The following is a 12,899-nucleotide window of genomic DNA, read 5'->3' as shown; positions in this document are numbered from 1 at the left end:
TTAATTAGATAAAATCAATAATTAGAAACCGAGTTTTACACCGAAAGTAATGGTTTTAGCTTGTGGTGCTGAATAGAAATCTGTGCCTTGGATTACGTTGTTGGCACTTCCATCAGAATTAGAAGTGAGGTAATCTGCACTTACTTCTGGATCCCAACCTGGATAATCTGTAAATGTGAGCAAGTTTACAGTAGAAACATAGATTCTTGCACTAGATAAGAATACTCTGTTTAATGTACTTGAAGGCACATTATAACCTAGTGTGATGTTCTTTAATCTGATGTATGAGCCATCATATAAATATCTGCTTGAACGGCCATAACCACCATTGGTATAACCTAATCTAGCTTCAGGTACATCAGTTGCATCACCTGCATTTTGCCATCTGTTTACTTCTTCAATTTGTTGGTTATCGAACCAGTCACCTGCAAATTGGAATACACCACCCACATTATGTACTTTATTACCATTTACAAATTGGAAGAAGATATTTAAATCGAAGTTTTTGTAAGCAAAGTTGTTAGTGAAACCACCTACAAAATCTGGGTTAGGGCTACCTAAAGTGATATATTCTGCAGCGTCAAAATCATTAGTTGTTCCTCTTGGATCATCTGCAGTATTTAAGTAATATAGAGCATCACCATTGCTAGGATCTACACCTGCATATTCTTTACCATAGAATACACCAATTGGTTCGCCTACTTTTACTACGTTCATCACTCTTGAGCTGCCATCATCGATAATATCGCTTTCGCCTAAATCAAGAATTTTATTTCTGTTAAATGCAATGTTGAATGAAGAGTTCCACTTAAACTCACCAGTAAGAATAGTTCCGTTTAATACTAACTCAACCCCTTTGTTTTCTAACTCTCCAATATTTTGAGTTTGAGTTCTGTAACCACTTGTACCCGGCACGTTTACATCTAATAATAAATCTGTTGATTTTTTGTAGTAGTAATCAATCTCACCAGTTAAACGATCATTGAAAAATCCGAAATCAAAACCTATGTCAGTTTGTGCGGTTTTTTCCCAAGTAAGATCAGGATTGTAGATTTGTGTAGGTTGTAACCCTGGTTCACCACTATAACCTTCGGCATTATATAATCCTAGGTGGTCATAGTTTCCAATTTGAGCATTACCCGTGATACCATAACTAGCTCTTAATTTTAAGAAACTAAGTACTTCACTATCTTGTAAGAAACCTTCTTCAGAGATAATCCAACCAACAGAACCAGCAGGGAAAATACCGTATTTGTTGTTTTCGCCGAATCTTGAAGAACCATCAACCCTTGCACTTAAAGTTACAAGATACTTGTTGTTAAACTTATAATTCACTCTACCAAAATATGAAAGGAACGAAAATTCATTTAATGTTGAAGTCGCACCTGCAATATCAGCAGCACTTGCAATTTTGGTTAAATCATCTACTGGGAATTCTTGTCCTTCAACTTTGGTAACATCTGTGTTAGATTGTTGGAATTCTATACCAGCAGTAACTGAAAAATCGTGAATTTCAGATGCAGTGAAATCGTAATTTAAGTATGCTTTGGTATTATAGTTAAATACTCTTGTCCATCTTGAAGTACCATAACCATTTGTTCCATTACCTCCATCTGTATAACTTGCATAGTAGCGATCTTGATTTTGTGTTAACAAATCAACTCCAAACTCAGCTCTTGCAACAAGACCAGGAATAATTTCATATCCAGCATAGAAATTAGTTAAATTTCTGAACGTAACATCAGAACGGCTAACACCTTCAAGATCTAGAAGACCATTATAGTATAGTGTGTTAGAATTATATTCACCATCAATTTTAACTTGAGAAATAGGAGCTTGTGCAATTAACTGGACTGGTGTTGAGAATGCATTATCATCAGAAACACGATTATTACTAGTTCTTGCAAGACTCATGTTCATGCCGAATTTGAATTTGTCTGTAGCTTGATGATCTAAGTTCATTCTACCACTAATTCTTTCTAATTCATTACCAACTAGAATACCTTCTTGGTCTAAATAGCTACCACTAATGTAGAATTGAGTTTTGTCTGATCCACCAGAAGCAGAAAGATCAACACGGTTATTAGTAGCGTTGTCATTATAGATTTGATCTTCCCAGTTGGTATTAACTTCACCATTTCTCCAATCAGTTCCATTAGAAAGGTTTTCAAGTCTACCAATTGCATAATTGGTCCAAGAATCAGGGTCATCAATTGGAACACCATCTATTCTATCAGAATTACCAGCAGCTTCTAATATATAATCTACATACTGCTCAGCATTTAACCACTCTCTTTTATTAGTTGGGCTACTTACACCAGTTTGGTAGTTAAGGTTAAATTTAGTTTTACCTCTTACACCTTTTTTAGTGGTGATAATAACTACACCATTTGCAGCTCTAGAACCATAAATTGCAGCAGCAGAAGCATCTTTTAGTATATCTATAGATTCTACATCATTAAAGTTGATGTCTGAAAGTGGGTTAGTTGAAGCTTCAGTTGGGTCACCTACGTTTTGGCTAGTGATTGGTACTCCATCAATTACAAATAGTGGTTGGTTATCTGCAGTAACAGAAGAAGAACCTCTAATACGCATTTTTATACCTTGTCCAAGTTTACCGTTAGATGCTTCTACAAATACCCCTGAAGCTCTACCTTGTAGTGTTTCTTCAAAGTTAGTTACGGGCATGTTTTGAATATCATCTCCGCTAATCTTAGCAATGTTACCTGTAAGGTCTGTTTTAAGCTGCTCTCCATAACCAGTAATTACAATTTCTGAAAGACTGGTTACATCTTCGTTCATCGTAATGTCTATTACACTTTGGTTGCCAACAACTCTTTCTACAGGAGTCATACCAACGAAAGTGAAAACAAGCGTTGTTTCAGGTGAAGGCACATTGATGGTATATGCTCCATCAATATTAGAAATGGTACCCTGAGTAGATCCTTTTACTACAATAGAAACACCAGGAAGAGGACTATTATCAGCTTCAGATATAACTGTACCAGTTATAGTTTTTTCCTGAGCCAAAAGCATACTTATGCCAACAGAGAACCACAAACTAAAAGTCAGTAATAATTTGTTCATCATAAATTATTATTAAAGTTTGATTAAAAATTGATGTTAATTTTCCTGAGCTGGTTACTTCAGGAATTGCAGGTGTTGAATATGTGCTGTTAATTAAATTTATTCTAGATATTCACCTTTTACAGGTGAGCAAGTGCAAAGAGTGAGGAACTATTATTCCTACTATGTGTCAACTCTGAGAAATTGACTTATTAAAAAAATGTGTGTTTTTCTTCGTTTTAGACTGGTCTACAAGAAAAGGATGTTGTTGAGAACAGTTCCAGGTTTGTTGTAGTAAATTTTTATTCATAAAGTACGATTTATAAATCTCCCCTTTTTGATGGGATAATTTTAAGTTAACTGCAAGTTAATAAGGGAGTAAGCTTATTAGCATCACCTAGAATGTGTGGTTTTTTAGAGGGCAAATAGATTCTAATATCTGATTAAAATCAGCTATAATAAAATGTAGTGTAACTTCGCAAGAAGTTGATTATTAGTGGTTTTGGCTGGTTTTATATTGAATTACTAGCTTTTATTAGGCTAACTAAAGAAGTGAAAACTTAGCTGAGGGATAGATTAATATGACAATTGTCAGCTAAAAGAGAGAAAGTAAGAGGAATATTATAACGTATAGTGGGGGATGTTGAAGAGTGGCTGCCAAAGCAATTTATTACTCGACAGCCAATTTTTTTTTTAAACACTCACATTGTTATCGCGAAGTGCATCATTTAAAGAAGTTTTTAAATCAGTGCTGGCTTTTCTTTTGCCAATAATAATTGCAGCACCTACATGGTATTCACCTGCTTTAAATTTCTTAGTATAACTTCCTGGAATTACAACAGATCTTTCTGGTACATATCCTTTGTATTCCACTGGTTCGTCACCAGTTACATCAATAATTTTTGAGCTTCCGGTAATAGTAACATTTGCACCTAGTACAGCTTCTTTACCTACACGAACTCCTTCAACTAAAATACATCTTGAACCGATAAAAGCGCCATCTTCAATAATTACTGGTGCAGCTTGTACTGGCTCTAAAACACCACCAATTCCAACGCCACCACTCAAGTGTACATCTTTTCCGATTTGAGCACAGCTTCCTACTGTAGCCCAAGTGTCTACCATTGTACCAGAGTCTACGTAAGCACCTATATTTACATAAGAAGGCATCATAATTACTCCTCTGTTTACAAAAGAACCATATCTGGCAATTGCATGAGGAACAACTCTTACACCTTTTTCTTTGTAGTCAGATTTTAATGCAATTTTGTCGTGGAACTCAAATGGGCCTACTTTTATCACTTCCATTTGTTGAAGTGGGAAATATAAAATAACCGCTTTTTTTACCCACTCGTTTACTTGCCAGCCATCTGCTACAGGCTCTGCAACTCTTAGTTCACCTTTATCAAGTGCAGCAACAGTGCTTTCAATTGCATCTATTGTTTCCTTTTCTTTTAAAAGATCTCTGTTATCCCAGGCTTTCTCAATTAAATTTCTGGTGTCCATTTTATTTTAATGTTGTGATAAATAGTATGTTTGAATGAATTATTAATTAGCAAAGCACGCAAATTTTATTATTTAATAAAAAGGATTACAACTAAAAGCTAACTTGGCTCACATTATCTTTCTAATATTTTTGATTTCTTGCAGTATACAGGTACTTTTTTACGTGTTTGTATTCGCTCCTTTCGCATTCTCTAAACCCAAAATACAATCTTCGGTAACTAATTTAAAGGTATCTGTAATTATTGCAGCCAGAAATGAATATGAAAATCTTAAAAATTTGCTGCCTAAACTTAAAGAACAAGAGTATCAGAATTTTGAGGTGATAATTATAAATGATCGATCTGATGATAAAACTGGTGAAATTTTAACCCATTGGGAAAAACAAAATGAATGGCTTAAAGTAGTTCACCATACAGAAATACCTACAGGTGTAAATCCAAAAAAATATGCAATTAGTAAGGGTATAGAGCGGGCTAATGGAGAAATTATAATTCTTACCGATGCCGATTGCTTACCTTATACCTCAAAATGGATTAATACTATAGTTGCTAATTATAGTGAAAAAACTGGTATAGTACTCGGTTATTCTTCCTATATTGCGGACAGTTCTGTACTCAATTTTTTTATTAGATGGGAAACCCTTTATACAGCAGTACAGTATTATTCTTTAGCTCATGCAGGAATACCATATATGGGCGTAGGAAGAAACCTTTCTTATCGAAAAAAACTTTTTATAGATAATAAAGGATTCGAGAAAATTGCAAAAATTACTGGCGGTGACGACGATCTTTTTGTAAGTGGTTTAGCAACTGCTGAAAATACTTCTTATGTCTGTTCATTAGATAGTCAGACTGTTTCAGTTCCAGAAAAAAACTGGAAAGGCTGGTTTAAGCAGAAAATGAGACATCTTTCGGTTGGAGTGCATTATCCTTTAAAGATTGTATTAATTTTAGGTATTTTAAACATAAGTCAGATTTTTTTTTACCTAACATTGCTGCTGCTAGTAATCATTTGGTATAAAATTGTTATTGTTGTTGCAGTTTATTTATTTAGAATGTTAACAGTTTGGCTGGTTTTGAAAAAAGTTGATCAAAAACTAAATAAAAAGAATCATCACTGGCATTTAACTGGTTTTGCACCAATTTTTGAATTGTTTTACGTTGCATATTATATTGTAACTGGTTTAGCTACTCTTACAAACCGAAATATAAAATGGAAGTAAATAAAAAGTTTTCGGATAAGGCACTCGAAGACTTCAAGCTCATAGATGAAGCAATTGAAGGAGACGAGAAGGCTTATGCGGATTTGATGGACAAATACCGAAAGTCGGTTTATCATACCATGTTAAAAATGGTAAGAAATGTGGATGATGCGGAAGACTTGACTATCGAAGCATTTGCCAAAGCTTTTAAAAACCTGTCTAAATTTAAGAAAGATTACACTTTTAGCACTTGGCTTTTTAGAGTAGCTACCAATAATTGTATTGACTTTATTAGAAAGAAAAAACTTGATACAATGAGTATCAATGCAGATATTACCAAAGACGATGGTGATAGCGTAAGTATTGATATAAAAGATAAAAGCCTCGATCCGCAGGAAGTAGCTATAAAAACTCAAAAAATAGAGCTAGTACGCAAGTTTGTAAATCTGTTGCCAGCGAAGTATCAGAAACTGGTAAAGCTACGCTACTTTGAAGAGCTTTCTTATGACGAGATAGCGAAAGAGCTTGATGCACCTTTAGGTACCGTAAAAGCACAGTTACACAGAGCTAGGGAATTACTGTATGATTTAGTAAAAAACAGTAAGAATGTGATTTAAACATTTAGCCAATCAAGATATTTATAAAGGCAGCCCAAAGGCTGTCTTTTGTTTTTTGTGAGATATATAACATCCACTCAGTTTTAATTGACTAGCTTTGCAGAATTGCTAAATTTCTGATGTTAATATGCAGCTTTTACAAAAATACTTTGGTGAAAAAATATCGCCCGCACAGTTAAAGCAATTTGAGTTAATGCTGGAAATGTATAAAGAGTGGAATGCCAAAATCAATGTGATTTCAAGAAAAGACATTGAAAACCTAGAAGAAAGGCATATTTTACATTCTTTATCTATTGCCTATCATTTTAACTTTGCTGATGGAACAAATGTATTGGATGTTGGAACAGGTGGCGGTTTTCCGGGTTTGCCATTGGCAGTTTACTATCCTAATGTACAATTTCACTTGGTTGATTCAATAGGAAAAAAAATAAAGGTGGTAGAAGAAGTAAGTAAAGCACTTGATTTGAAAAATGTTACTTATGCACACCAAAGAGCAGAAAAGGTAAAAGGCAAGTTTGAGTACATAGTTTCAAGAGCGGTTGCAAAAACAGATATGTTGCTCAATTGGGTGAAAAACAAAGTAAAAGAAGACGATAAGGGAGAAAGTGGATTTTATTTTCTGAAAGGTGGCGATCTCGAAGATGAACTAAAAGGTCTAAAATTTCCCTATCAGATTGTAGATTTGCAAAAGGCTTTTAACGAAGAATTCTTCACAACAAAGAAGATTGTGTATATACCATACTAGTAGAAAGTCGACAGGTTTTTGTTTTATTAGATAATTTGATAGTAATATTGCCGGATATTGGCATGACAACAGTTACGATAAAAGACATACAGGCACCTATTGCAGGTGAGATGGCAGAGTTTGAGCGCAAATTCCGCAATTACATGAAAAGTAAAGTTCCTTTGCTAGATAGCATTATGAGCTTTATTGTAAAGCGGAAGGGTAAGCAAATCAGGCCTATACTGGTATTGCTCACTGCCGGAGTTTGTGGAGGTATAAAAGAATCGACATTTAGAGGTGCAGCGCTTATAGAACTTCTTCATACAGCAACTCTTGTGCACGATGATGTTGTAGACGATGCCCATTATCGTCGTGGTTTTTTCTCAGTAAATGCTTTATGGAAAAATAAAATTGCAGTGCTTGTAGGTGACTACTTGCTCTCGAGAGGATTGCTTTTGTCTATAGATAATGACGATTTCGGTTTCTTAAAAATAATTTCTAATGCAGTAAGAGAGATGAGTGAAGGCGAGTTGCTACAAATTGAGAAAGCTCGTAGGTTAGATATTACAGAAGAAATTTATTTTGAAATTATCAGACAAAAAACGGCTACATTACTTTCGGCTTGTTGTTCTGTAGGAGCCAGCTCGGCAGATGCTGATGTGGAAATACAGAAGAAGATGGGAATAATGGGAGAGAAGTTAGGTATTGCTTTCCAGATAAAAGATGATCTTTTTGATTATGGAGAAGATGAAGTTGGTAAGCCACGTGGTATAGACATAAAAGAAAAGAAAATGACGCTGCCACTAATTTATGCACTTAACAATGCATCGTGGTTAGAAAAAAGAAAAATGATTAATATAGTAAAAAACAAAAGCGAAGACCCTGAAAAAGTAAAAGAGGTAATCAATTTTGTAAAGGCTTCTGGTGGCTTAGACTATGCAAGAGATGCAATGTTTAGGTATTTTGATGAAGCCAAAGAAATGCTCAAAGATTTTGACGATTCGATTTATAAAATCTCTCTTGAGAAACTCATGAGTTTTGTAATTGAAAGAAAAAAATAAAAAAAAACGGCTGATTTATCAGCCGTTTTTTTTTGTTAGCTTTTGGTTTCGTCGCTCAATTCTTTTTTAAGACCATTCATGCTTTTTCTAATATTTTCAGAAATTGCATCGCCCAATTCTTTAACAGATTTTGTACTCTTTGTTGCCATATCTTCTAACTCACCTTTAAGTTCGTCAGCTTTTTTAGAAATGTCATCTAGAGTTTCTTTTCCACTACCTGGAGCTACTAGTAAACCAGCTATAGCTCCGAGTGAAGCGCCTGCTAACGCTGCGAGTAATATCTTGGCATTATTGTTCATAGATGAAAAAAGTTTAATTATTAGGATTAAAAAAAATGATAGAGATTACATGTTCAGTAGAGACAAATGTCTATCCATATAACATAAAACAAAGGATAAAGTATTTGAGAAAAGCAATTATTTTTTCCCAAATCCAATTTCGGCTAATCTTTCTGCCAAAAACTCGCCAGCAGTCATATCGCTGTATTTTTTAGGATTTTCTTCATCAACACAACTTTCTAAACAAGTTAAGTCCATATCTGAGCGAGGGTGCATAAAAAATGGAATAGAATATCTAGAAGAATTCATCTTATCTTTTGGTGGGTTTACCACTCTGTGTATGGTCGATTTTAGTTTATGGTTTGTCAACCTGTCTAGCATGTCGCCAACATTCACAACTATTTGGTCTGGTAGTGCAGTTATAGGAATCCACTCTCCATCGCGTCTTAATACTTGCAAGCCATCTGCACTAGCGCCCATTAATAAAGTAATTAGGTTGATGTCACCGTGTTCAGCAGCTCTTACTGCATCATCAGGTACTTCTTCAGGATTAGGAATAGGGTAGTAATGTATAGGTCTTAAAATACTGTTTCCTTTACTTGCTTTGTCATCAAAAAAGTTTTCGTCTAAACCAAGATAAATGGCAATTGCACGAAGCATATGTAAACCAGTTTCTTCTAAGGTTCTAAATACCTTGTTTCCAACATTTTGAAAATCAGGAAGTTCTGCTGGCCATATATTGTGTGGGTACTCTGCTGTTACTTCGTCTCCCTCTTTCTTTTCCTGACCAATATGAAAAAATTCTTTTAAGTCTCCGGTTGTTCTGCCTTTAGCATGCTCTTTTCCTTTACCAATATATCCTCGCTGGCCTTGTAATTCTGGCTTCTCGTATTTTTGTTTTAAATCTTCTCTTAGACCAAAAAATGCTTTTACATTAAAGTAAAGCTTATGGGTCATTTCTTCTGTTAATCCGTGGTTTTTTATCGCAACAAAACCAATTTCGTTATAGGCATCTCCTAAAGCTTTTACAAAAGCAGCTTTTTTCTCAGGATCACCAGAAGTAAAATCGTTAAGGTCAAGAGAAGGAATTTCGTTGTATAGTTTCATATTTTTTATTAGTTACTCTTTTATTAAATAGTCAATTTTAGACTGGTTTTCTTCAAAATAAATCAATTTAGCTATCAGAGGGTTTAATTCTTTTATAAATAATGATAAATATCGGCAAAATTAAAGTTTTTCATTTTTTCATCGCATTTTTACATTTCAAAAACCATATGCTCTCTAATTAATTTATACTATTAGAAGAATAAACCTAATATTTAAAAACTGAATTATGAAAAACTATTTAGTGAATTTATTAACTGTACTTAGTTTGTTTTTTTACGCATGTAGCGGACAACAAACAACTAATACACAGGAAGAAAGCGACACGACTGAAACTACTCAAGAGACTACTGCTTCTGCAGATGAAACTGTAATGGAAAAAGATGGTATCAAAATATATCCAGCAACTACATCTCCAGAATTTCCAGATGCTAAACTAGAACTTAATGCACCAACGTTAAACGAAACTTTAACTGCTGGAAGCACTACGTTTGATTATACGGTAACTAATTATGAGTTAGGCGCGCAAACTACTGATGCGGAGCAAAAAGATTGTGCTAATTCTGGTAAAGGACAGCACATTCACTTAATTCTTAACAACGAGCCTTATATCGCAAAATACGAAAATAAGTTTGATGTAGACTTGAAAGACGGACACTATGTTGCACTTTCATTTATCTCTCGTTCTTACCACGAAAGTATTAAAACTGATGCTGCTTATGTGTTAACTCAGTTTAATGTAGGTAGTGCAACTGAAGAGTCTGATTTAAGTCAACCATTACTTTTCTATAGCAGACCAAAAGGTGAGTACAGTGGAGATGATACTAAAAAACTTCTTTTAGACTTTTATCTAGTAAATACTGATATTTCAGAAAGTGGCAATAAAGTTAAAGCTACTATTAATGGCTCTACAGAATTTATGTTTGATACTTGGACTCCATATTTTGTAGAAGGTCTTCCAATGGGAGATAACACTATTAAATTAGAATTAGTAGATGGTGAAGGAAATCCTGTAGGAGACGGATTTAATACAATTGAGCGTACTTTCAAATTAAGTCAGCTTAACTAATAAGTTAAATTTTTTTAGAAAATATTTGAATAAGACGATCTCGGTTTGGTTTATAATATATAGATCTGCTGAGATCGTTTTTTAATTTTTAAGTTAACATTTTTTAGAATTGAAATTTTCCGGAAACCTATTTTTAGTCGTACTTATCCTCCTTTTAGCAGCAAGTAGCTGTGGCGACACAAACAAACCTCCCAAACTTAGTAAGGATGAAAAGAAGGAAAGAAAGCAACTGGATATAAGAAAAAAGCCAGTTACCGGAATTCAGTTTGATACTGACGCTGAAACCTTTAAAACGGGAGATAGCATAGCATTAAGTATTGTCCCTTTAAAAGGAGCTCCTGGCATCGATACTGTAACTTGGTTAATAGATGGCAGACAAAAATTTATTACAGATACAGAGCCATTTAGCTTCGGTTTTAATACTGAAGATTTGGGGACAGGAAAGCATATTGTTACAGCTATGAGTAAGCTTGCAGACCAAACAAGAGATAGAAGACAAGAAACTATAGAATTGTTTTCGGATGTTGTTCCTGAAGAATATTCGTACAATATTATTAATGAATATCCTCATGATGGCAATGCTTGGACGCAAGGTTTACTAATTGTAAATGGAGAATTATTCGAAGGAACTGGAAGGAAAGGAAGTTCTTCATTAAGAAAAGTAAATATTAAGACTGGCGAAATAATTCAATTTAGAGAGTTAGATGCAACTCTTTTTGGCGAAGGTATTGTGATTTTTAACGATGAGATTTTTCAACTTACCTATCAGTCTAGAGTTGGTAAAGTCTACGATAAAGAAACATTCCAATTCAAAAGAGATTTTCAATATGCCACAGAAGGTTGGGGACTCACAACTAATGGCACGTATTTGATTATGAGTGATGGCTCCAATATTTTATATTATATGGATCCGGGTTCTTTTACAGAAGTAAAAAGAATTGAGGTTTACAATAATAAGGGGCCAGTTGATCAACTAAATGAGTTGGAATTTATTAATGGTGAAATTTATGCAAATATCTGGCAGACCGACCGAATTGTAAGAATAGATCCGAAAAGTGGAAAAGTTTTGGGTGAAATTGATCTCTCAGGGTTAAGAGAAAAAGCAATAACTCCACAAAAAGGGGATGTACTTAATGGAATTGCCTATGATAAAGATACTGATAAGTTATATGTTACAGGTAAGTGGTGGACAAAGCTTTTTGAAATTAAGCTTAAGAAATAGTAAAATTCCTTCTTCTTTTTGACTTATAAGTATCATTAAAATTTGGCAAATACTTAAATTTTTCAATAAAATCAATTCTTAACTACACTATACTGTATTACAATTGACACTAATGCGTTCAATAATTTGAAAGAGTATTCTTTTTCGGATTCAAAATGTTATGTCAATGTATAATAATATGGTTAGAGCATTAAATCTATTGATACTAATATTTGTATCAAGCCAACTTTTTTCATTTGCCCCAACCAAGATTCCTAATGAAGAACACGGAATTAACGAAACCTGGTGGAAAGGGCTAGAGCCTGCCTGGAAACGTTTTTTTGTTTCTAATGTGGGGGTTAATGAAAATCCTACAAAAGCTGATTTCGACAAGATCTATGCAATGGATGCGATAGACTGTTCTATGACTACCATTACAAGTTTAAAGCCGCTTAAAGAGCTTAAAAAGCTTAAATCTTTATGGTGTGATCAAACAGCTATTATGAGCATTGAACCACTTAGCGAGTTGGAAGAATTACGTAACCTTAATATAGGTCAAACTAAAGTTTTAGATTTATCTCCTATTTCTAAATTACAAAATCTTAAAAAGCTTGAGATTTATAAAACAAAAATAACAGATTTAAGCCCGCTGAAAGGATTAGTAAATTTAGAAGTAATTGATTGTTCAAGTACTCCAATAGAAGATTTGTCACCGCTTGCAAATTTAAAAAGTTTGGAGGTTTTGTATTGTAATAATACAAAGGTAAGTAGCCTAGAGCCTCTGGGTGACATCGCTTCAATTGTAGAAATATCTTTTTTAAGAACGAGTGTAAGTAATCTTGCTCCACTTAAAAATATGAAAAACCTGAGAGAAGTAGTATTTCAACACACTGGTGTGAGTAGTCTTGATCCATTAAATGGAATTAGTAGTCTATCTATTGTTTATTGTGACGACACGAATGTTACAGATGAGCATATTCAGAAATTTGTAAATGCTAATCCAAATTGTGAGGTTTATTAAATAATAAAGTTTTCATAACAAAAGAGCCAGCTATACAAGCTGGCTCTTTTG

General features: G+C 34.1%; 11 protein-coding genes. 7 read left to right on the top strand and 4 right to left on the bottom strand.

Annotation, left to right across the window (positions count from 1 at the left end; genetic code table 11):
- Positions 1 to 21 precede the first annotated feature (21 nt).
- The gene (locus OQ292_RS04845; protein ID WP_284684924.1) at positions 22 to 3,090 is read right to left on the bottom strand and encodes a SusC/RagA family TonB-linked outer membrane protein; all 3,069 of its coding nucleotides are present in this window, start codon (positions 3,088 to 3,090) and stop codon (positions 22 to 24) included.
- Positions 3,091 to 3,759: 669 nt separating this feature from the next.
- Positions 3,760 to 4,572, bottom strand: a complete 813-nt coding sequence (locus tag OQ292_RS04840; protein WP_284684923.1) for a 2,3,4,5-tetrahydropyridine-2,6-dicarboxylate N-succinyltransferase — start codon at positions 4,570 to 4,572, stop codon at positions 3,760 to 3,762.
- A gap of 103 nt (positions 4,573 to 4,675) precedes the next feature.
- On the opposite strand from OQ292_RS04840, the gene OQ292_RS04835 reads away from it, so the two are divergent.
- From OQ292_RS04835 to OQ292_RS04820, 4 genes are all read left to right on the top strand, one after another.
- A complete protein-coding gene (locus tag OQ292_RS04835) occupies positions 4,676 to 5,794 on the top strand; it encodes a glycosyltransferase (protein ID WP_284684922.1) in 1,119 nt (372 codons plus the stop codon).
- Positions 5,785 to 6,390 carry an RNA polymerase sigma factor gene (locus tag OQ292_RS04830; RefSeq protein WP_284684921.1) on the top strand — a complete coding sequence of 202 codons (606 nt, stop codon included), beginning with the start codon at positions 5,785 to 5,787 and terminating at the stop codon, positions 6,388 to 6,390. The genes OQ292_RS04835 and OQ292_RS04830 overlap by 10 nt, the downstream gene beginning before the upstream one ends.
- A gap of 127 nt (positions 6,391 to 6,517) precedes the next feature.
- Positions 6,518 to 7,135, top strand: a complete 618-nt coding sequence (gene rsmG, locus OQ292_RS04825) for a 16S rRNA (guanine(527)-N(7))-methyltransferase RsmG (RefSeq protein WP_284684920.1) — start codon at positions 6,518 to 6,520, stop codon at positions 7,133 to 7,135.
- 62 nt (positions 7,136 to 7,197) lie between these two features.
- Positions 7,198 to 8,175, top strand: coding sequence for a polyprenyl synthetase family protein (locus tag OQ292_RS04820; RefSeq protein WP_284684919.1), 978 nt, complete (start codon positions 7,198 to 7,200; stop codon positions 8,173 to 8,175).
- Between the two features lie 35 nt (positions 8,176 to 8,210).
- Here OQ292_RS04820 and OQ292_RS04815 read toward each other — a convergent pair whose 3' ends face one another.
- Positions 8,211 to 8,474, bottom strand: coding sequence for a YtxH domain-containing protein (locus OQ292_RS04815; RefSeq protein ID WP_284684918.1), 264 nt, complete (start codon positions 8,472 to 8,474; stop codon positions 8,211 to 8,213).
- Positions 8,475 to 8,591: 117 nt separating this feature from the next.
- A complete protein-coding gene (locus OQ292_RS04810; RefSeq protein WP_284684917.1) occupies positions 8,592 to 9,560 on the bottom strand; it encodes an isopenicillin N synthase family dioxygenase in 969 nt (322 codons plus the stop codon).
- Positions 9,561 to 9,786: 226 nt separating this feature from the next.
- On the opposite strand from OQ292_RS04810, the gene OQ292_RS04805 reads away from it, so the two are divergent.
- From OQ292_RS04805 to OQ292_RS04795, 3 genes are all read left to right on the top strand, one after another.
- Positions 9,787 to 10,626 (top strand): phosphopeptide-binding protein, encoded by an 840-nt coding sequence (locus tag OQ292_RS04805; RefSeq protein ID WP_284684916.1) that lies wholly within the window; start codon positions 9,787 to 9,789, stop codon positions 10,624 to 10,626.
- Between the two features lie 109 nt (positions 10,627 to 10,735).
- On the top strand, positions 10,736 to 11,848 hold the full coding sequence (locus OQ292_RS04800) for a glutaminyl-peptide cyclotransferase (RefSeq protein ID WP_284684915.1): 1,113 nt from the start codon (positions 10,736 to 10,738) through the stop codon (positions 11,846 to 11,848).
- Positions 11,849 to 12,014: 166 nt separating this feature from the next.
- On the top strand, positions 12,015 to 12,848 hold the full coding sequence (locus tag OQ292_RS04795) for a leucine-rich repeat domain-containing protein (protein ID WP_284684914.1): 834 nt from the start codon (positions 12,015 to 12,017) through the stop codon (positions 12,846 to 12,848).
- Positions 12,849 to 12,899 lie beyond the last annotated feature (51 nt).

The sequence above is a fragment of the Chondrinema litorale genome (assembly GCF_026250525.1).
Taxonomy (GTDB): Bacteria; Bacteroidota; Bacteroidia; order Cytophagales; family Flammeovirgaceae; genus Chondrinema; species Chondrinema litorale.
The sequence above is the reverse complement of the archived record's forward strand: the minus strand, read 5'-3'. Positions and strand labels throughout refer to the sequence as shown.

Excerpts from the sequence above, each read along its gene's own strand:
- rsmG (WP_284684920.1), top strand. The coding sequence starts at position 6,518 with ATGCAGCTTTTACAAAAATACTTTGGTGAAAAAATATCGCCCGCACAG.
- OQ292_RS04795 (WP_284684914.1), top strand. The coding sequence starts at position 12,015 with ATGTATAATAATATGGTTAGAGCATTAAATCTATTGATACTAATATTT.
- OQ292_RS04805 (WP_284684916.1), top strand. The coding sequence starts at position 9,787 with ATGAAAAACTATTTAGTGAATTTATTAACTGTACTTAGTTTGTTTTTT.
- OQ292_RS04830 (WP_284684921.1), top strand. The coding sequence starts at position 5,785 with ATGGAAGTAAATAAAAAGTTTTCGGATAAGGCACTCGAAGACTTCAAG.
- OQ292_RS04820 (WP_284684919.1), top strand. The coding sequence starts at position 7,198 with ATGACAACAGTTACGATAAAAGACATACAGGCACCTATTGCAGGTGAG.
- OQ292_RS04840 (WP_284684923.1), bottom strand. The coding sequence starts at position 4,572 with ATGGACACCAGAAATTTAATTGAGAAAGCCTGGGATAACAGAGATCTT.
- OQ292_RS04815 (WP_284684918.1), bottom strand. The coding sequence starts at position 8,474 with ATGAACAATAATGCCAAGATATTACTCGCAGCGTTAGCAGGCGCTTCA.
- OQ292_RS04810 (WP_284684917.1), bottom strand. The coding sequence starts at position 9,560 with ATGAAACTATACAACGAAATTCCTTCTCTTGACCTTAACGATTTTACT.
- OQ292_RS04845 (WP_284684924.1), bottom strand. The coding sequence starts at position 3,090 with ATGATGAACAAATTATTACTGACTTTTAGTTTGTGGTTCTCTGTTGGC.